We start from the raw sequence: 20,309 nt of genomic DNA on the forward strand, positions 1-20,309 counted from the left end.
GATCTACTCAGAGCATTTTTGGCAAGCTAATTCAAGGCGGATAAATGACATAATGGTTATTCCCTTATGAGTTTATTCAACGTAGAACTAGCAAGCCCAAACACTCCTACTGGCGAGTTTTAGCGGCTCTGATACTGCGTTAATGAACTTGAGCGTAGAATAACTATGCTCTTCATTCATCGCCTTGCTTCAAAGCCGCTAAACTCTCGCTGAGCGATCAAATCTTTAAACTGATTGGTATTACCTCTGGTGCGAACTGCCGTGCGTAAACTGAGAGTTCAATGTTTAAAAATTTCAAAATTGATTGGATATCTAATATTCGTGGCGACATGCTCGCGGGTATCGTTGTTGCCCTAGCGCTAATTCCAGAAGCTATCGCCTTTTCGATTATTGCTGGTGTCGACCCTAAAGTAGGCCTTTATGCCTCATTCAGTATTTCGGTCGTTATTGCCTTTACTGGAGCCCGTCCTGGGATGATTTCAGCGGCAACTGGTGCTATGGCACTGTTAATGGTTACGCTAGTAAAAGAGCATGGGTTGCAATACTTACTTGCAGCAACGGTGTTAACAGGCCTGCTACAGATCCTTGCTGGTTATCTAAAGCTTGGGGATCTAATGCGCTTTGTATCGCGCTCGGTGGTAACTGGATTTGTGAATGCCTTAGCAATACTCATTTTTATGGCGCAACTTCCTGAACTCAGCAATGTTACCTGGCATGTATATGCAATGACATTAGCAGGGCTAGCGATTATCTACCTGTTTCCCTATTTACCGATTATCGGTAAAGTGGTGCCCTCCCCTTTAGTCTGTATTGTAGGCTTAACAGCATTTACGATGATGTTCGATGTTGATATACGCACAGTGGGCGATATGGGCGATCTACCCGATACTTTGCCGATATTCCTATGGCCTGATGTACCGTTAAACCTCGATACCTTACTGATTGTATTACCTTACTCTTTGGGACTAGCTGTTGTCGGACTGTTAGAGTCAATGATGACTGCAACCATTGTCGATGACCTTACCGATACCTGTAGTGATAAGAATCGTGAATGTAAGGGCCAAGGGTTGGCCAATATATCAACAGGTTTACTGGGTGGTATGGCAGGTTGTGCCATGATTGGTCAGTCGATGATTAACATAAAATCTGGTGGCCGTGGACGTTTATCCAGTTTTTCGGCGGGAATTTTTCTGCTGATTATGGTGGTGTTTCTTGGCCCTTGGTTAAAACAGATCCCAATGGCCGCCTTAGTAGCCATCATGATAATGGTGGCCATTGGTACCTTCTCTTGGCGTTCAATTATCGACATGAAGAAGCATCCACTGTCGACCAACATTGTCATGCTGTCGACGGTAGTCGTGGTGGTGGCAACCCATAACCTCGCCATAGGAGTACTTGTAGGTGTGTTACTGGCATCGCTATTTTTCGCCAACAAGATCAGCCGCATGATGGTGATAAAGAGAAACAACGCTAAAAATGACAGCTGTGAGTATCGTGTTATCGGACAAGTGTTTTTTGCATCCGCGGATAAATTTATTGATTCGTTTGATTTTAAGCAAGTTTTAGAATCGGTCACCATTGATCTGTCTGCGACTCATTTCTGGGATGTCACTGCGGTATCAGCATTAGATAAAGTAGTGATTAAGTTTCGCCGTGAAGGGACGCAAGTAAACCTCATTGGCATGAATCAAGCGACCCGCACCATTGTCGATAAGTTTGGTGTACATGACAAACCCGAAGAAGTTGAAAGACTATTGGCTGGACATTAAAGGATGAGACAGATGAAAAATATAGTTGCATGTATTGATGGTTCAAAATTAACCCTAGCCACCTGTGAAGCCAGCGCTTGGGTTGCACAGAAAGTCCAAGCACCATTAACCCTATTGCATGTGCTCGACAAAACAACTCGACCTGTCGTAAGTGAATTATCAGGCCAGATAGGTATCGGTAGTCAAGAAGAGTTACTTAATGAGCTGGTTGAACTTGATGAGATGCGCAGTAAAGTAGCATTGAAACACGGAAAACGGCTGCTCAACGATGCTGAAGAGTTCGCCCACGTTAAAGGCGTTGATGAGATTTATAAATTACAGCGCCATGGTAATTTACTCGAAACACTCTGTGATATCGAACCAGAGCTAAGAGTGCTGGTCATTGGTCGCGCAGGTGAAGCACATAGCGCGTCTAAAAACATAGGCTCACAGCTTGAGAGTGTTTTGAGAACAATAAAATCACATACTCTGGTGGTCAATGAGACCTTCGCTATACCCAGCTCATTCATGATTGCTTTTGACGGCAGTGCAACCAGCGACAAGCTAATTGAAAAAGCCAAAAATACTCCCCTACTCACAGGACTTGAATGCCATCTTGTAATGGTCAATAGCTCTGGCGATAAAACAGCCGCGTTTAGTCAAGCATCAAAACAGCTGACTGATGCCGGGATAAGGGTGACAGAGAGGGTATTAACAGGCCATGTGGATACCGCAATACTCGGCTATCAGCAGCAGCAACAGCTTGGAATGATTGTAATGGGAGCCTACGGCCACTCAAAACTAAGACAGTACTTTGTTGGAAGTAATACCACACAAGTACTGCTCAAAAGCACTGTACCGCTGCTATTGATTCGTTAACAAATACACCTCACAGCAGGCTATTCATGGCCTGCTGATTATTTCCTCTACTACTTTAGTATCATTCTCTTAATCCGCCCTACTATCAATAACTGTTTTTTAGCACGATAGTTTGGCGCCCAATGAAAAGCACTAAGCTCACATTTTATCTAAAAATAATGGCAGAACAATGCGGCTTATCACCTTGCTGCACCGCCACTATTTAAGCAGTAGATAACATACGGTATAAATCCATTAATGCTCAGCGTGTTCCTATGCAATGCATGCTTTGTTCTACAATATCATTCAGCTTCTCACAAGATAAGGATACCCCATGTTTTTTGTACATATGCTGTTATTACTGGCTGTCATCTTTGTCGGGATCCGTCATGGCGGTGTTGCCTTTGGCCTTTTAGGCGGCTTAGGTGTGTCGATTCTCGCCTTTGTGTTTGGGATTGCTCCAGGCTCGCCTCCCATCAATGTAATGTTGATAATTCTAGCGGTTGTAGCCGCATCGGCGACGCTAGAAGCGACTGGAGGCTTGAAACTTCTGGTACGTTATGCTGAAAAACTACTGCGTAAACATCCAAATCAAATTGTCTTTCTCGGGCCGCTATGTACTTATTCACTCACTGTGCTGGTTGGTACTGGTCACTCCGTTTATCCGCTGTTGCCAGTGATCTATGACGTGGCATACAAGAAAGGTATTCGACCTGAGCGGCCACTTGCTATTGCCACTGTAGCGTCACAGATGGGGATCACCGCTAGCCCAATCGCAGCGGCGGCAGCGGTTGTTATTGCCACCTCTATGGAAAACAATTTAGACATTGGCTTAGTAGACGTATTATTGGTCACTATCCCCTCTACGCTTATCGGGGTGTTAGTTGCTTCAGCGTGGAGCCTAAAACGCGGTAAAGATCTTGATAAGGACGAGGAGTTTCAAGCTCGTCTATTGGATGAAGAATTTAAAAATAGCCTTATTGATCCCGAAATAGAAACCACTGATGCAGCCAAAAGTGACAGTATTGCCAAAAAAGGTTTAACCATTTTCTTACTTGGGATCCTAGCCGTCATTGGTTTAGCTATGTTTAGCAAAGAATTGCTACCAGAAGGCGTTAAGATGTCGGTGGCGATTCAATTTATGATGCTCTCTGTCGGCGCGCTTATTTTATTAGCGACCAAAATAGATCCCAAGAAAATAGTTAACAGCAACGTGTTTATTGCCGGAATGACCGCGGTGATTATTATCTTCGGTATCGCATGGTTAAGTGACACCATTATCGGTCACCACAAGAGTTACTTGATTGAATCTGTTAGTGACATAGTACACGCGCATCCTTGGTCATTTGCGATTGCCATGTTTGTCGCTTCGGTGTTTTTAAAAAGCCAAGCAGCTACTTTAACAATCATGCTGCCACTAGGCTTCTCTTTAGGGATCCCTGCGCCGGTATTGATCGGCGTATTACCAGCTTGCTATGCCTACTTCTTCTTTCCATTTTACCCAAGTGATTTGGCAGCAATTAGTTTCGATAGAACAGGTACCACTCACATAGGTAAGTATGTATTGAACCACAGCTTTATCATCCCTGGATTTATTGGTGTGGTGACAGCGACATTTGTCGGCTATTTTATTTCAATGGCGATAAACTAATAAAAGGGTTCGCTGATACACAATCAAGCTAACCTTGCCCCCCCAATCTGGTTATACTCAAAACGTGCCGCTAACGGCACGTTTTTTTATTCGTAACGAATGCCCCCAGAGCATAAATGGAAGCCAAATGAGTCAGTTATTTAGTGACAGCGATAGCCAAGTATTGGCTGATATCATTCGCCTTAGGCGAGATGTACGCGGTAATCGTTTTAATGATAATCCGGTTTCTCAAGCAACGATTGATTCACTGCTAAATGCAGCGATGCAGGCGCCCTCGGTGGGATATTCACAACCTTGGCAATTTGTGGTTATCCGAGACTTAGCGACCAAAAAGGCAGTACAACAAACTTTCGTAGAAGAAAATGCTGCTGGCAGCCTACAGTTTAGTGGTGAAAAGCGGGCTCAATATGACGCCTTGAAACTTGAGGGGATTATTGAGGCGCCTGTTAATCTAGCGGTATTTTATCAGCCCAGTACAGAGGCTGTGTTAGGCCAAACCAGCATGCCCGAAATGGGCAAGTTCAGCGTGGTTTGTGCCATACAAAACCTGTGGTTAATGGCCCGCTCACTTAATATTGGTGTAGGTTGGGTCAGTATTTTAGATCCTATTAAGGTTAAAAAAATTCTCAATGCCCCTAGCTCATCAGAACTGATAGGCTATTTATGCATTGGCTACGTTGATGAATTCCTGGCAGAGCCTGAACTTAAACAAACAGGCTGGCAACAAACTAAATCTGCTGCACAAACCGTTTTTAAAGAGCAGTTTGACTAATGGTTGTTAAACTTGCCAGCTTAAAAAGCAAACCGCAAAAGTTAAGCAGTCCTAGTTCTGCTTTCTTCGTTGCTTCATCTGCTCACGCATCTCAGCCACCATTGCTTGATACTGTTCAAATTGCGGCTCATCTAAGATCTGTCGCATTTTATTGTCTCTAGTCTCAGCCGCTGAACGCATTTTTTTGCCCTTTTCGCGCCGACTCTCATCACTATCACGCAGTAATTCCATCTCATCATGAAATAGTCCCATCACAGCTTCTGTTTCTGTTTGTTGCTCTAGGGTCAAATTAAGCTCTTTAGTTAACTTAGCCAGCATTTGCCCAGGCTCTGGCTTATCGACAGCCAAAACACTCACACTAAAAAAGCCTACTAGCAGCGTTATCACAATTAAAAGACGTTGCATTTGCTTTACTCCTTTTGTTTGAAGTAATCAGTATAGCCAATGGTTTGTAATGGATATGATGCATAGAGTAAATCACTGTAAAAAAGCAATTTAATACCTAATTTGAGCATTGAATTCACTAATAATATTTAAATACCAAAAAAATATAACCCTTTTTCAGATTGTTGCCGTTTATAGCTCATAACAACTCAATTATTTCTTGGTATCTTTTTTTGGAGTCATTATGAATAAATCATCAATTTTAACTGCTATATCTACTGTTATTTTATCTGTCAGCCTCGCGGCACCGACCTTCGCGGCAGAGGTAAACTTTGCGCATTTAGAAACCATTGGTAACAGCAATATTGTGACACAAGCCGATATGGCAGACGTTAACGTGGAAGTGATTATCAAAGCAGAAACGGCAAAGGCTGCCAAGAATCAGTCCGATATAGCCATAGCAAAATTCATTGAGCGCTTACAAAAAGCAGGCGTTAGCCGCGAACTTATTCAAAGTGCCAATATTAACCTTCAACCGCAATATCATTACGAAAAGGGTCAGCCTAATAAGCTAATAGGCTATAGCGCAAATCGCCGTGTAACCGTTACAGTGAATAATCTTAGCGAGCTTAACGGTATTTTAGATAACGCCCTCGAACAAGGCATTAATCGCATCAATCATATTACGCTCAAATCAAGCAAAGAGGCACAATACATAAAACAAGCTAGGTTGGCAGCGATTAAAGATGCCCAACAAAAAGCCGCAGAACTAGCCGAAGGTTTTGGTGAAGAGCTCGATGGAGTTTGGCAAATTCGTTACTTTGACCAACGCCCAGTGCAACCGATAATGATGAGAATGAACGCCGAGAGTGACAGCTACAATGTGGCAAAAAGCTATCAGCAGGGGCAAGTGACTATTCAAGATAGAGTCGAGGTCACTTACCGACTGAAATAGCCTAATTAAAGGGCTTATCAAAACACTTAAGATTGATAAGCCTTAACGCTTCTACTCGCGATAGTCTTTACAAAACATATCGAATACCGATGGCTATGCCATCATCTTCTGAAACGGACTGCTTAGCTTCATTTTCTGGATTATCACTACTGAAATCACTAAAGTCGACGCGACCTTCTAAGTACAATACCAAGCTATTGTCCCAAACATAATGCAGCCCAGCAACGGCGAATTGTCGCTTAAATACATCTCCAGGATGTGCTGCTTCATAAGCATCTCCAGCCTCTAATACATTGTATGAGGCCATTAACTTAAAGTTATTGTCTAATAAGTAAGAAGCTAAGGTCTCTAGACCAACCGACTCTTGCAAGAATCGGCCTAAGTTATCGGTGTCGTGGAACTCATTTTGGTTGAGATTCATCGCCGCATAAAATCCATGCTCATCCCAACTGCCCCAGGTCAGTCCAAAACCATAAATATAGTCAGTCTCAGAAATCACTCGACCGCTTGCGGTAGTTCCCTCAGGTTCACCAATATTGCCACCTGCGGTAATCACTAACATATCTGTTGCTTGGTAGGTTAAACCAATACCATAAGTATTATCGTATTCTGTTGAGACCAGTCGATTAGGATTGCCACTGCCATCATCTTCAATATCAGTCATGCTGCTCTTGAGCTGCATCTGCAGAGCAATGCTCAAGTCGCCCCAACCATTGCGATACTGGATAATTTTATCACCACGGCCCACACCATTGATCGCCCCATCAGACTTATTGTAAGTATAAGTCCCTGATGCATTACCGTCCCAAACAAAACCATAGTTGGTGTTATAAACCACGTCATACCATGCGCCCCACTGCTTACCAATAGAGACTGAACCATAATCAGCATGACTAAGACCAACATAACCTAAACGGTTATTTAAAAAATCACCACTTTGAGTCTCGAAATTACTCTCACTACTATAGGATATCGTTGCATTACCAAAGGGATTTACGCCCCATTCTAGCTTAACGTAACTTCTCCAGTCACTGGACATCTCTCGAGTAAAGCCGAAATTGATTCTAGAGCTGCCGTTTACGACTTCAGTAACACCTTGAGTATCTATAATACGAGCATCAACAAAACCACCAACTTCAAATGCATTCTTATCATCTTTAAATACTTCAATCGCCGAACTTGTCGGCACGAAAACCAACGTGGCGAGGGGCAAAATTGCTAGCGCTTTTTTCATAATATCTCCAACCTTGGTTATTTATCCATTTGCTGCTTTAGCGTCACGCATTCGCTGGCCTTGATTTTTATATGCATAATTGATTTTCAAAAACAGCAATCGCTACCCAAAAAACATAGCAAATAAATATGTTAATACAAGTTGATAACATCAGAAGTGTCGCTATAAGCTAGCGGTGGGGGTCTAATTAGTTTGGTCGATTTGCTTAATATAATGAAACTTTGATGACAGGCAAGCTGGTGTACGCAGATTGAATATAAAATTAAGCAGCCCAAGAGGACTTGGGCTGCAGTGTAATCTTTATGACTTACAGGCCTTTAAGCTTTAGGCACGCTGCCAAGCGAGATAGACTTTATTCTTACCCGAGAACTTAGCCTTATAGAGCGCTTGATCTGCTTCTATGACTAGCTCACTCAGCGTAGTCGCTTGTTCGTGTAGAACCGCAATACCTAAGCTAATCGTTAACTCCAGTTTGATTCCATCAAACTGAAAAGGCTGTGATGCCACCGCCTTGCGGATCCGCTCAGAAATAGCTGCAGCTTCTTCGCCACTGGTATCAGGTAAAATAATAAGAAACTCTTCGCCACCAATTCGACCTAACAGGTCTTGCTCCTTGAGCCAACGCTGAATACGCTTGGTTGTCGCTTGAATAGTGAGATCACCAATATGATGGCCATAATGATCGTTAATGCTTTTAAAGTTATCAATATCGAAAATGATGACTGAAACTAACTGCTGCTTCTTGATCGCTTTTTCTAAGATTCTATCGCCTGCCACAAAAGTATACCCCCGGTTAGCAATACCGGTGAGGTAATCAGTTTGAGCACGCCCCTTAAACACTTTTCGAGAATGTAACAGGAAGATAATTGCCGCTAATAGCACTACAGCCACTAAAAAATAGATACTGAGCTTAAGTTCACTGATGCGCTCTTTATCTGTGGCGGCTTTCAGGCTCAGCTCCTTGAGCTCGAGCTTATTGGCCAATAACACGTTTTCAAACTCAACCAATTTTGCATTGTGCTCCAAAGCTGCATCTATAACTTTGTTATTAATAATAGTTTTATTATTTTCACGTTCTTCATCTATTATTTTTAACAATGTATTGACGGCATCTAAGTAGTCACCATCGTCAAATGCCAAAATCGCATCAGCAGTAAGAGTCATGCTGCTCATATTGGCAGGAAAGCGCTTATCTAGCTTAAAAACTGCCGCCATCCTAGCCGCCTTTTCAGCCTCACCAGTTCGCATATAAGCCAGCGCCAAAAACAGATGGCTACTGGTGACAAAATAACGTTCTTGAGTGGTATCTTTAAAGGCTACTGCTTGTTCTAGGTGAGAGACAGCAAGCGGGTAATCAAAAGTGCCTAATGCCACACGGCCAGCATTGAGATAGGCGAAAAAATAAAAATCTTTAAACTCTGGCGATTGCTCGGCTAAGGTAAACTGTGCAGCGATATTAGTCTTAGCCTTATCCCAGTCGCCCGACTTAATCGCCGAACTGATCATGTTGTGCTGCATGTTGAACATATCTTCTCTATCGTCTACGGTTTTCCATGTTTCGTAGGCCTTATTAAAGCTCTCATAAGCCCGTTGATGTAAACCAGCAGTGCGATATAAACTGCCCGTGGCGTTATAAATAACGGCTTTCCTATGGACATCAAGCTGTTCACCTTTATCAACAATTGCCATCGCTTCATCGAGCAGCGCAATCCCTTTATTCACAGTTGTAGCCGTGTAATAACAATAAGCATTTTGAGTTAAAGTTTTAGCAAGTAACTTCTGATTGTCATGTTGCCGTGCGTATTTCAGCGCTTTGCGACGATCAACACAGTAAGCAGCAGGATCATTAGTCTGCAGGTACACCGCAAAAGAACGCTCAAGATAACTGTCAATCAAGATGTCTGTAATGGCCAAAGACACAACTTGCTCAATCCCTCTATCATAGCTCTCAATAGCCAGTGCTAACTGACGACTCTTCTCGTAAGCTTGGCCATACAAGAAGTAGTAACGCGCCCGCTCTTCTGCTGTTAACGCTTCGGCGGCGATATTCGCATCATTAAGTATGGTCAGTGCCGTTTCCGGAACTTTATCTTTAAACTTGGCTTCTAACTGGAGCAGCATAGTGTTCGCTTTTGCGACAGAAAAAAGCGCCATAAAAAGAGAGAATGAGACAGCGACTATTATTTTTTTTAACATATTACAGCTCTTCAGGCCTAACTCTTTTTGAGTACCAGTCTGCAGGGTAACACATGAAAAAAAATTGTATACTTTGTAAGGTTTAACAGCGCTTTACAATATAAATTAAGCACATATTGTAAATACCTACCGACAAACAATCACGCCACGAAAGCGTCTGGAAAATATTACTTTGGCAGTTAACCACTCTGTATAGTGGGTATTTTTCGAGAAATATAAAACAAAAAAAGGTTAGCATTTCAGCTAACCTTTTAATATAAATGTGAGCAAGCTAACAGGCTTGCTCTAAGGCCTGCGCCACATCAGCGATGATATCATCGATATGCTCAATGCCCACAGAGATCCGCACTAAGTCCTCCGATACGCCAGCCTTTGCCAATTCAGCAGCATCTAACTGTCTATGGGTTGTTGAAGCAGGATGACAAGCAAGTGATTTAGCATCACCGATATTGACTAGCCTCAAGATCATTTTTAGCCCATCAATAAACTGCCCACCAGCCACTTTGCCGTCAGCAGCCTTTATACCAAAACTAATAATACCTGAGGCCTTACCGCCAGTGATTTTATAGCAGTTATCCTGAAAAGGGCTGTTTGGCAGCGCAGCGTAATTAACCCAACTCACTTTAGGGTGAGCCTCTAAATACTGCGCTAAGGCAAGAGCGTTTTCACAATGGCGCTCCATTCTTAGCGCTAAAGTTTCTAGGCCTTGCAGTAATAAGAATGCACTTTGTGGCGAGAGAGCTGCGCCGGTATTTCTTAAGGGGACGACACGGCAACGACCTATGAAGGCTGCAGGGCCGAAAGCTTGGGTATAGACCACTCCGTGGTAGGAAGCATCAGGCTCATTAAGCAGCGCAAAGCGCTTAGGCTGCGCTGTCCAGTCAAACTTACCACTATCCACAATCGCACCACCTATGGTTGTGCCATGTCCGCCAATATACTTGGTCAATGAGTGGATAACGATATCTGCACCATGCTCAAACGGTTTACATAACACAGGAGTGGCTACGGTATTATCAACAATTAGTGGCACTCCGTGTTTATGGACAATCTCTGCCAAGCGCTTCAGATCGACAATATTACCTGCTGGATTTCCAATAGACTCACAAAAAAGCGCCTTAGTTTTATCATCTATGAGTGCATCGAGCTGCTCAAAATCATCAAAGGCTGCCATACGTACTGCCACCCCCTGCCTTGGCAGAGTGTGGGCAAATAAGTTATAAGTGCCGCCATAGAGTTGACTGGTACTGACAATATTATCGCCCACTTCAGTAAGCGCTTGTATCGCGTAGGTGATTGCCGCCATTCCCGACGCTAATGCTAGTGCAGCGATGCCACCTTCTATAGCTGCAAGACGCTGCTCAAGCACATCGGTGGTGGGGTTCATGATCCTCGTATAGATATTTCCAGGAACCTTGAGATCGAATAGATCGGCACCATGCTGAGTATCATCAAAGGTATAGGAAGTGGTTTGGTAGATGGGCACAGCGGCCGCCTTGGTGGTCGCTTCCGATTCATAACCATGGTGCAGTGCTAAAGATTCAAGTTTCATACCTGCTATATCCTATTCCTTTTGATTGAAATATGAACATAACAAATAGCCATCTAGAAGTCTAAATGTTTTTTCCTTTACTCGTTACACACTCATTATTGCGCTTTTGCGCCATCGTTATTTCCTAAGTATCAGCCTCTAGTTTTAAAGTCACAATCGAAATCAAAGTCGTGCCGCTTTGGCTCTCCCAAGTCCAAGGGCAAAGCGCTTGCACCCGATCTTGATTTTATAAGAGTCAATCTCTTAGCGCCCCAACCGATGCTACCTCACTCGATGAGGAGTTATACCAATTGCATTAAAAGTTTGACCATTCAGCGGGAATTCAAAACGCTGTAGGCAAGTAGTGGAATTTGAGCTAATAGTTATTCTATATCCAAATCCCATAGCGAAGCATACAGCGTTTTGAAACCCGCACTACGTGAGCCCCTCAGTCTTTCCACTTCTGCTTTGCATTGGCTTAAAAGGGAATAACCATTTCTTTACCAATGCGCTTTGAATTGAAAAGGCTGAGGGGCTCTGAACTGGTCAAATACTTAATGCAATTGGTATTAATGTTAGTTCAAATTTGTCGTTGAACAGCTTGTTCTTAGGCACAAATATAAATATCGAAATTTTCGCTTTTATAACTCAGTGTCGATGCGGTTGTGACCGCCCATGACACGGATGTCATGATTGAGCTTCCAAGGATGGACTTGCAGCGAGTTACGGCAGTATCTGCATATATGCCGACCGCAGGTCATGAGAACCATAGATGCTAAGAGCTTTGCCCAATTATCTATTAGCTTTTCGAGCTAGCTCTTTGCTAGCCCTCGCAATATAAACATTATCAGTACTATATTTTCTCTAGCAGTTCTGGCTCAAACTGTTCGGCAGAAATAGTTAAACCAAGCGATGCGATCTTTTCATTCAACTGATTGAGATCTTTCTCGACTGTCGCGATCGTCAAGGTGTTGTCATCTAAGCTATAGACTTGCTTGAGGCTGGCAAAATAGAAGCTCAAAATGACAAATGCATTTTCATCATTGTTTTCAGCGGCCACTTTTATTTTAGCCAGCTTACGGTAGATTTGATTGTGCAACTGCTTTAAACGCCAAACGTAATACACTTCACGCATATAAGGTTTACTCTTCTGGCTATGCAACACACCGCTACAAACAACTAAAGACAGGATCACACCTAATACGTTTAAATGAAAATTCCCCGTTGACCCATCATCAGGTAGGGCTGATGCGCCAAATAGTTGGATCAATAACGCTCCAAACACTAGCGCCAATATTGCCAAACTAGCAACAAACGTCGCGATAACAATATTAGTGTTCTTTCGATATGTCTGTTTATCAACGTGCATTAATTGCATTAGTGGCTCTCAAGATTTAGCAGATAGAAGAGTGGCTATTCTAGCATCATAGCTACCAGTTAATATTCCAAAATCCACCTTGTCTCGGTAAAACATTTGTATTTGTCCCTCAATGTTGGCAAGTTAAGTTCTTGCTAAAATAAGTGGCAATTAATCCTACTTATGTCACAACTTTTACTAAACGTTCACTTTGGCAGTAAAAACATCTAGACGTCTAAATTGACAGCCGTCTCTTGATCTCATATCCTCTCAACTAATGAGATGTACCATTCTGTGAGTTTATTCATTTAAAGCACAGTTTGTTCCAGCTAGGAGGGCGATGGGAACAGTGGTTCGATGACTGATTTAAAATAAGAGAGATAACTTTGACTAATTCCAGTAACGCCCCAAAAGCTCAAACAACTGACGCAACAGCGCCATCGTTTCTTGCGCTAACTCCGCTTTTTCTTTTTCTAACACTGTTTATTGGTGCTGGAGTTTACTTTCAAAGCCAAGGTGTCGACTTTGCTTTTTATCAACTGCCGAGTGTTGTTGCAATTCTGCCAGCGATTATTTTTGCCATACTAATCTCTAAGCAGAAACTGAATCAAACAATCGAAACATTCCTAGCTGGTATTGGCCACTCTAATATCATTGCAATGTGTATGATCTATCTGCTTGCAGGTGCATTTGCGGCCGTGGCAAAAGCGACTGGCGGTGTGGATGCTACTGTAGCATTAGGTTTATCGTTAGTACCTTCTAGCTTATTGCTGCCAGGTTTCTTTGTGATTGCGGCATTTATTGCAACTGCAATGGGTACCTCAATGGGCACTATCGCCGCAGTGGCGCCTATCGCACTAGGCGTAGCAAACGAAGCACAAATCGACTTGGCCATCATGGCGGGCGCGGTTATCTCTGGTGCACTTTTCGGTGACAACCTCTCTATTATTTCAGACACCACCATTGCTGCGACTCGAACTCAGGGCTGTGAAATGAAAGATAAGTTTAAAGAAAACCTTATCTTTGCTGTCCCGGCATCTATTATCACCTTGATTATCTTTACCTTAGTTGGCCAAGGGCAGGCTGACGTTGCAGCTCAAGAGATTGACTTCATTAAAGTCATCCCTTATTTAACGATTCTATTCTTAGCGGTTGCGGGTCTGAACGTATTTGTTGTGCTTACAGTGGGTATCTTATTAGCGGGGATTACTGGACTGTTAACGATGGACTACGGTGTTATCCAGTTCGGCCAAGATATTTACGCTGGTTTTGGCAACATGCAGGAGATTTTCATTCTGTCTATGTTAGTCGGAGGCTTAGCAGCGCTTATGCAGCAGCAAGGCGGACTTGCGTTTGTGAGTAAGCAGATAGAAAAGCTAATAGCCCGTTTCTCTAAAGCCAAAGGCGAAGCATCGTGCCGCGCATCAGAACTCGGTATGGCCGGTATTGTGGCAGCGACGAATACTTGTGTCGCCAACAACACGGTATCAATTGTAGTCACTGGCGATATAGCTAAAGATTTAGCTCAAAAGCACGGTGTTACCCCAAAGCGCGCAGCCAGTATTTTGGATATATTCTCATGTATTATTCAAGGTCTAATCCCATACGGCGCACAAGCACTATTGGTTGCATCAACCTTCAGCTTATCACCATTAGAAGTGGTTACTCACGCTTGGTACTGCATGATCTTGGCCGTTGTTGCCGTGTTGATTGTGGCATTTCGCAAGCGAGTTTAAGTCAGCTTTCGTTTAAAAAACAAAATTAAAAAGGAGTACTCAGGTACTCCTTTTTAATTCAATAATCTCTGCCTACAATTCAATCAAACATTACTTAATACCAATCAGTATAAGAAATTGATCTACCCAGAGTTTTTTGGCGAACTCATTCAAGGCAGGCTAATTCAAAGTGAGCAATGACACAATGGTTGTTCCCTTATGAGTTTATTCAACACAGAAGTAGCAAGCCAAAACACACCTTACAGGCGAGTTCTAGCGGCCTTGATGCTGCGTTAAGGAACTTGAACCTAGTTTAACTATGTCCTTCATTCATTGCTAACCACATGGCCTAGCATGTTCCTGACATGCTTAAGGCATTCCCTTCATCCCTGGAGATCAGATATAGGCGGTACGAGAGCAATACATTAGCTTAAAAGGGAATAACCATTTCTTTACCGATGCGCTTTGAATTGTAAAGACTGGGGGGCTCTGAACTGGCCAAATACTTAATGCTATTGGTATAAGGGGCTCGAAGCTAGAATAATGCAGGAGCGATTATCGAGAGTCACGCAGGAGCAGTTACCGAAGAGCATTTAATGACCTTAGCTCAAAGCCGCTAAACTCTCGCAGAGTGACTAAATCTTTATACTAATTGGTATAACTAGGGGCTGTTGATCTTTCACGGTTGTTTTTGCCGCAGTTTATTGGCTATTTTGACAAGGCGGAGGCTATGCCGTTTAGTTATTCTCCACAAATAGTCTACAACACAGTAAAAATAGCCAAGAAACGCGGCCCTTTGGGTTCGATTCAATGCTTCTATTACGGTGTTATGAGCTTTTCACTTAGCCAGCTAAGCTTTATCGCTCAAGCCTTGTACTAGAAGCATTGAATTCGAACAAAAACTAAGCTCGAAAGATCAACAGCCCCTAGCGTCGATTCTTATTTCAGAAAGCTTAAGCAGACCATTATTCTTCGCTGTCACTATATTATCAATAGCATTTGCTGAGCACTGCAACTCACTAATCCCTACCGCCCTATTTCTTCCACACTCTTTTGCATGATATAGCGCTTTATCCGCTAGAATAAGTAACTCCTCCACTTTGACAGCACTGTTAACTTTTTCGACAGGGATATAACCAATACTAATCGTCACCCTTCTGGGCTTATCCTCAATGATAACGGGATTACGATTTATTACCTGTAAGATACGCTCAATAACAGCTTCGACATTCAAATTGTCGCTTGGTGGAAGTACCATTAGAAACTCTTCACCGCCTAGGCGTACAATATTATCATTGGGACGTAGATCAGCTTGCAAAGTTTTAACTACCTCCTTCAGAACATTATCACCTGCCGCATGTCCATATGTATCATTAAACTGTTTAAAATGATCGATATCAATCATTACCAGAACACCGCTATTACCTGCTTTCGATGATGAAATTAGCTTACTGACAATAACTTCGTTGAGATAACGACGATTGAAACATTGAGTCAAAGGATCGTAATATCGCTGCCGACAGATCTCTGCTTTTCTTCGCCTATAGCTAGCAACTCGACGCCAACCAAACCTGACACCTATTATTGCCAATAAGGCAGCTAAGAAAATCGTGCTAGCGAGCAGTTGATCTCTATTCGACAATAACTCTTTTTGCAGAACTGATTGTCGCTTTAGTTCATGCGCAGCAAGTTCAACGTCATATACGCGGATCCCGTTATGAGCCTTTGTAATTATTCCTTGCATGACAGCCCGCTCGTTAACAGTCCGCTCATTGAGTAAGGCGTTATAACGTTGCAGAGATTTACGCTCTAACACTTGATTTTCGCTCAATTTCGCCACTTGGATAAGCTGCTGCCAAGCATTTAACAGCTCTTTAGGGTAATTTTCTCGTTGAAGATAGTTAATCACTTGATTAAACAATTGTGTAGATTTAGAACCCAAGCCTTCAAATAAATAGATATGGCTTTGAAGCAGTTTTGCTTGATGTAATAGAAATTGATCGTCGTACTCAAGGCTATAATTCATCACCTCTTCCAGGCCCTTATTTGCCTGCCCCGGTTTCTTTAGCATTAATTTAACAAAGGCAATATCAAGCTGTAAAAACTTTACCTCTCGATATTTAGCCTGTTCTTTAGCATTAACCAATGCTTTTTTGTAATAAAACAGAGCATCATCATACTTATTTAAACTTTGTAATGTTGCTGCACGGCCAATATAAACCTGATCTTGAAGCCAATTATCATCTAGATTATTTAGTGACTCCTGAGCCAAATTAGCGTATTCAATTGCCAAGTCATATTTACCTTGCTTACGGTAAGTATGAATCAGGCTCATACTAGAAACGATTACTCGATAATCGTCATTATTATCAATGGCAACTCCAAGTGCAGTTAATAATGCTAATTCAGAACTCTTTAAGTCATTATATTGAATAAAAGTGTCATTAATATTTAAACCAATCCAATACCGTAATGTTGCCAAATCCGAAAGTTGTGAGAACAAAAAGGCTTTGTAAAGTGCAACATCATAATCATCACTTGAAGTTACATATTGAGCAAGGCTCGCTTCACACAATGCGACAGCCGCCTTCACAGAATTATCATTGAGACTTTCGTACATCAGATCCTTTAGAGCAGCAAGGCTTTCTTCGGCTAATGTGGGGGCTAGGTTTGCTTTCAAGCTGCAACTAAACGTACTAAAGAGGGCCTTCTCTGCTGCGGTAGCTTGAGGGTTATTAACTAATAGTTGCTTTAATTGCTCCAACTGCTCTGAGCGGTCGGCCCCGTATCTAATTGCAATACGATCCATCTCTAATTCAAGCGCTGTAAAATGGTATTGTTCCTGAGAGAAAATTGAACTAGAAAACATAAACAATACAGATAAGAGAGCTATTTTTTTTATCACTTCCATGCCCTTCAAATAAAACAAGATTGAGTACGGTGGCTTGCTTATGACTGTAAGTAAAATGAGTACTCCCCAAAAGTTGCTCAATAACTAATTGCAGGACTAATTAAATAGCCTATTCGTTGCCACATAACCCCTATATTTTTATCACAACGTATACAATATAACCATCCAATAAATATAAAACCTTTAATCAAATTGAAACTACTCGAAAAAGATAATGATAAGAAAAGTAGGTCCTATTCAACTCATTAGTATTATTATAAATTAATACAAGCCATTATTAGTTATAATTACTGGAAAACGGCCACATTCAAAGCAATTTATTCTAACGAGTAAACTAGCCAATTTAGGTAAAGGCTAAAATAGTTCTAGTGGTCATCTCAGCAGCATTCCACATTTTTTAGCGATTCATTGTAAAGTCTCAGTAAATTAACTTCAGCTTACGACTCGAAGCCAGGAATGTGTGTCGACATTTTTGCAAACTTCTTCCTGCAATACACCAACAAAATGTATACATTATCCATCTTATTTAATACTCTGTGGTCGATAAGAACTTTACTGCTTAATCAAGATGAAGAGACTGGAGATTTAGATGATTAAAAAGTCAGGTATGCTGCTCGCCTGTGCAATGCTTGCTGCTTGCAACGCGACACCAACCCCAAATACCTCCCCACAACCAAACGTAACTCAGGTCGATTACCAGCGTGCCGAAAGCTTCTTGCCGAAAAATGTGCGTAAGAAAGTACGAAACTTAGCGGTAGAACCTAATTGGATAGGTAACACGAGCGACTTTTGGTTTAGTGAAAGAGATAAAACGGGCAATAACACTTACTACAAAGTTGAGCCAGCAGAAGCTAAGGTTTCAGTCCTATTCGACCATCAAAAATTAAAGGCCAATCTCAAGCATGAAAATGGCACTGAATTTTATATCAAGATCCATACTGTAGACTTGCAAAGCAATCTGCTAAGCATGACTTATAATAAGCAAAAATATCGATGTGTTCTCCTAAACAGTACCTGCGAACTAAACGCTGAAACGCTAGCAGAGAGTACTCCCAACTACTCTTCTCCAGATGGCAACTATGCCATTAGTGTCAAATCTTGGAATCTCTATTTAACCGACTTAACCACTAACAAGATCACTCAGCTTACTTTTGATGGCACTGAAGGTTACCCTTATGCAGTACAAAACCAGAACCCAAAAGCCTTTATCAACAAAGATCCTGCCAAGGTTAAACAGCGACTCAGTGTTTACTGGGCAGCGGATAGTAAAACAGTACTGACCCACAGGCTGAATCGCGAAAAAGTCGGCAAGTTACACCTTATTCAGTCAAGTCATGACGAAGGCCTTCGACCAAAACTTTATAGTTACTATTACCCACTCGCAGGTGATGAACACTTACCAACAGGTGATATCTACTCTGTCAATGTAGCGAGTAAGAAAGTCACCAAAGTCGCTGCACCAGATTTGCAGCAAACCTATTACGGTGGTCCGCTGTGGGGTTGGTGGGAAGACAACAATCGTTTCTATTTCTTCGAGCAAGCCAGAGCAAAAAAACGCATAAGCTTTCATGAGTACAACCCTGAAAACCATCAGGTAAGGCTCATTGTGGAAGAAAAGTCCGATAAATTCCTTGATCCGTGGGCACAAGATGCTTGGGTGCTACCTGAGTCAAATGAGGTCATTTGGCCAAGCCAGCGATCTGGTAAACAACAGTATTACTTGTATGATTTAGCCAGCGGAAAGCTCAAGAACAAAATCACTCAGTGCGACTGTTTTGTCAGGACTTACCGTGCATTGGATAAGACAACCCGCACGCTATATTACGAAGCATCAGGTGGGTTTGATGATCGCGATCCTTATCTAAGACACCTATATAAAGTTAATTTAGATGGTTCTGGCCACCAATTGCTTACTCCTGAAGCACTAGAGCACAGCGTACGTATAGCGCCAGACTTCAGTTACTTTGTCGATATTGCCTCTAATGTTCAAACCGTACCGAGCAGCAAGGTACGTAGCACAATCGATGGTAAAGTGGTGATGACCGTCGGCAATCCTGACGTGAGTGAATTGATGGCCATTGGGTGGCGCGCACCAGAGCCCTTTGAAGTGCTCGCCAATGACAACAAAACTAAGCTCTATGGCTTAATGTATAAACCCAGCAACTTTGATACAAGCAAACAATATCCGGTGATTGATGCGACTTATACTGGACCACATAACTTTTTCACTCCTAAGTCTTTTTGGAGCTATTTCCAACAAGCACAATCGCTTGCTGAACTTGGGTTTGTGGTTATAAAAATGGATGGCCGCGGCACCAGTAAGCGCGATAGAGATTTTCATTTAGTAGCTTACGAGAATTTAGCCGCCGGTGTCGATGACCATGTCCAAGCCATCAAAGATCTTGCTAAAAAGCACAGCTACTTAGATGCTAGCCGAGTCGGTATTTACGGTTTTTCAGCTGGAGGTTATGACACTGCGCAAGCGATGTTTAGGCATGCTGATTTCTTTAAGGTGGGCGTTGCAGCATCAGGTAACCACGATTTTAGAGTTGATAAAACCGGCTGGAACGAGATTTGGTTAGGCTATCCTGTTGCCAAGCATTGGGACGAACAAACCAATCTCAATATGGACAGTATTGCCAAATTAAAAGGTAAGCTATTACTAGCTCATGGAGAACTCGACGATAACGTAAACCCAGCAGCGACCATGCAGTTGGTTGATAAACTCATTAAAGCCAATAAGGATTTTGACTTGATGATCTATCCAAACCGCGATCATTTCCTTAATGACAGCGATTACTTTGTACGTAAACGTTGGGACTATTTTGTCGAACATTTGCTTGGTGCTAAACCAGTGAAGGAATATCAGTTTGAACAAAATTAATCCATCATAGCAAGCAAACTCTTCTCAAGGGCAAAAGAGGATATTGAGCCTCATTTGCCCTTTTTTGACAACCCATTAGCCTCTACGAGCGAACTAACGATACTAAACTGCAA

General features: G+C 42.3%; 14 protein-coding genes. 8 read left to right on the forward strand and 6 right to left on the reverse strand.

What is annotated here, in order from left to right; genetic code table 11:
* Positions 1–281: 281 nt before the first annotated feature.
* The 4 genes from SWP_RS19635 to bluB all read left to right on the forward strand — a co-directional run bounded on the left by SWP_RS19635 (position 282) and on the right by bluB (position 5,029).
* Positions 282–1,769, forward strand: a complete 1,488-nt coding sequence (locus tag SWP_RS19635) for a SulP family inorganic anion transporter (protein WP_020914380.1) — start codon at positions 282–284, stop codon at positions 1,767–1,769.
* A 12-nt stretch (positions 1,770–1,781) separates the two neighbouring features.
* Positions 1,782–2,627 carry a universal stress protein gene (locus tag SWP_RS19640; RefSeq protein ID WP_020914381.1) on the forward strand — a complete coding sequence of 282 codons (846 nt, stop codon included), beginning with the start codon at positions 1,782–1,784 and terminating at the stop codon, positions 2,625–2,627.
* 313 nt (positions 2,628–2,940) lie between these two features.
* Positions 2,941–4,257 (forward strand): anaerobic C4-dicarboxylate transporter, encoded by a 1,317-nt coding sequence (locus tag SWP_RS19645; protein ID WP_020914382.1) that lies wholly within the window; start codon positions 2,941–2,943, stop codon positions 4,255–4,257.
* A gap of 127 nt (positions 4,258–4,384) precedes the next feature.
* Positions 4,385–5,029: a 5,6-dimethylbenzimidazole synthase gene (bluB, locus tag SWP_RS19650; RefSeq protein WP_044556117.1), complete on the forward strand. Its 645-nt coding sequence runs from the start codon at positions 4,385–4,387 to the stop codon at positions 5,027–5,029.
* Positions 5,030–5,080: 51 nt separating this feature from the next.
* On the opposite strand, the gene SWP_RS19655 is transcribed toward bluB, so the two are convergent.
* On the reverse strand, positions 5,081–5,434 hold the full coding sequence (locus tag SWP_RS19655) for a hypothetical protein (protein WP_020914384.1): 354 nt from the start codon (positions 5,432–5,434) through the stop codon (positions 5,081–5,083).
* Between the two features lie 223 nt (positions 5,435–5,657).
* Between SWP_RS19655 and SWP_RS19660 the strand changes: the two genes are divergently transcribed.
* The gene (locus SWP_RS19660; RefSeq protein ID WP_020914385.1) at positions 5,658–6,368 is read left to right on the forward strand and encodes an oxidative stress defense protein; all 711 of its coding nucleotides are present in this window, start codon (positions 5,658–5,660) and stop codon (positions 6,366–6,368) included.
* 67 nt (positions 6,369–6,435) lie between these two features.
* Here the strand turns inward: SWP_RS19660 and SWP_RS19665 are convergent, their stop codons facing one another.
* The 4 genes from SWP_RS19665 to SWP_RS19680 form a co-directional block, all read right to left on the reverse strand.
* Entirely contained in the window at positions 6,436–7,602 is a 1,167-nt protein-coding gene (locus SWP_RS19665; RefSeq protein ID WP_020914386.1) for a porin, read from the reverse strand.
* A gap of 324 nt (positions 7,603–7,926) precedes the next feature.
* Positions 7,927–9,798, reverse strand: coding sequence for a GGDEF domain-containing protein (locus SWP_RS19670; protein ID WP_020914387.1), 1,872 nt, complete (start codon positions 9,796–9,798; stop codon positions 7,927–7,929).
* A 271-nt stretch (positions 9,799–10,069) separates the two neighbouring features.
* On the reverse strand, positions 10,070–11,350 hold the full coding sequence (locus SWP_RS19675; RefSeq protein ID WP_020914388.1) for an O-acetylhomoserine aminocarboxypropyltransferase/cysteine synthase family protein: 1,281 nt from the start codon (positions 11,348–11,350) through the stop codon (positions 10,070–10,072).
* Between the two features lie 832 nt (positions 11,351–12,182).
* Complete coding sequence (locus SWP_RS19680) at positions 12,183–12,707, reverse strand: DUF3087 domain-containing protein (RefSeq protein WP_020914389.1); 525 nt, start codon at positions 12,705–12,707, stop codon at positions 12,183–12,185.
* A 365-nt stretch (positions 12,708–13,072) separates the two neighbouring features.
* On the opposite strand from SWP_RS19680, the gene SWP_RS19685 reads away from it, so the two are divergent.
* Together SWP_RS19685 and SWP_RS24275 are read left to right on the forward strand one after the other, a co-directional pair.
* Positions 13,073–14,422 (forward strand): Na+/H+ antiporter NhaC family protein, encoded by a 1,350-nt coding sequence (locus tag SWP_RS19685; protein ID WP_020914390.1) that lies wholly within the window; start codon positions 13,073–13,075, stop codon positions 14,420–14,422.
* Between the two features lie 709 nt (positions 14,423–15,131).
* Positions 15,132–15,281 (forward strand): hypothetical protein, encoded by a 150-nt coding sequence (locus tag SWP_RS24275; protein ID WP_187148514.1) that lies wholly within the window; start codon positions 15,132–15,134, stop codon positions 15,279–15,281.
* A gap of 36 nt (positions 15,282–15,317) precedes the next feature.
* On the opposite strand, the gene SWP_RS19690 is transcribed toward SWP_RS24275, so the two are convergent.
* Positions 15,318–17,306 (reverse strand): tetratricopeptide repeat-containing diguanylate cyclase, encoded by a 1,989-nt coding sequence (locus tag SWP_RS19690; RefSeq protein ID WP_020914392.1) that lies wholly within the window; start codon positions 17,304–17,306, stop codon positions 15,318–15,320.
* A gap of 595 nt (positions 17,307–17,901) precedes the next feature.
* Here SWP_RS19690 and SWP_RS19695 point away from each other — a divergent pair.
* Positions 17,902–20,196 carry a S9 family peptidase gene (locus SWP_RS19695; RefSeq protein ID WP_020914394.1) on the forward strand — a complete coding sequence of 765 codons (2,295 nt, stop codon included), beginning with the start codon at positions 17,902–17,904 and terminating at the stop codon, positions 20,194–20,196.
* Positions 20,197–20,309 lie beyond the last annotated feature (113 nt).

The organism is Shewanella piezotolerans WP3 (assembly GCF_000014885.1).
Taxonomy (GTDB): Bacteria; Pseudomonadota; Gammaproteobacteria; order Enterobacterales; family Shewanellaceae; genus Shewanella; species Shewanella piezotolerans.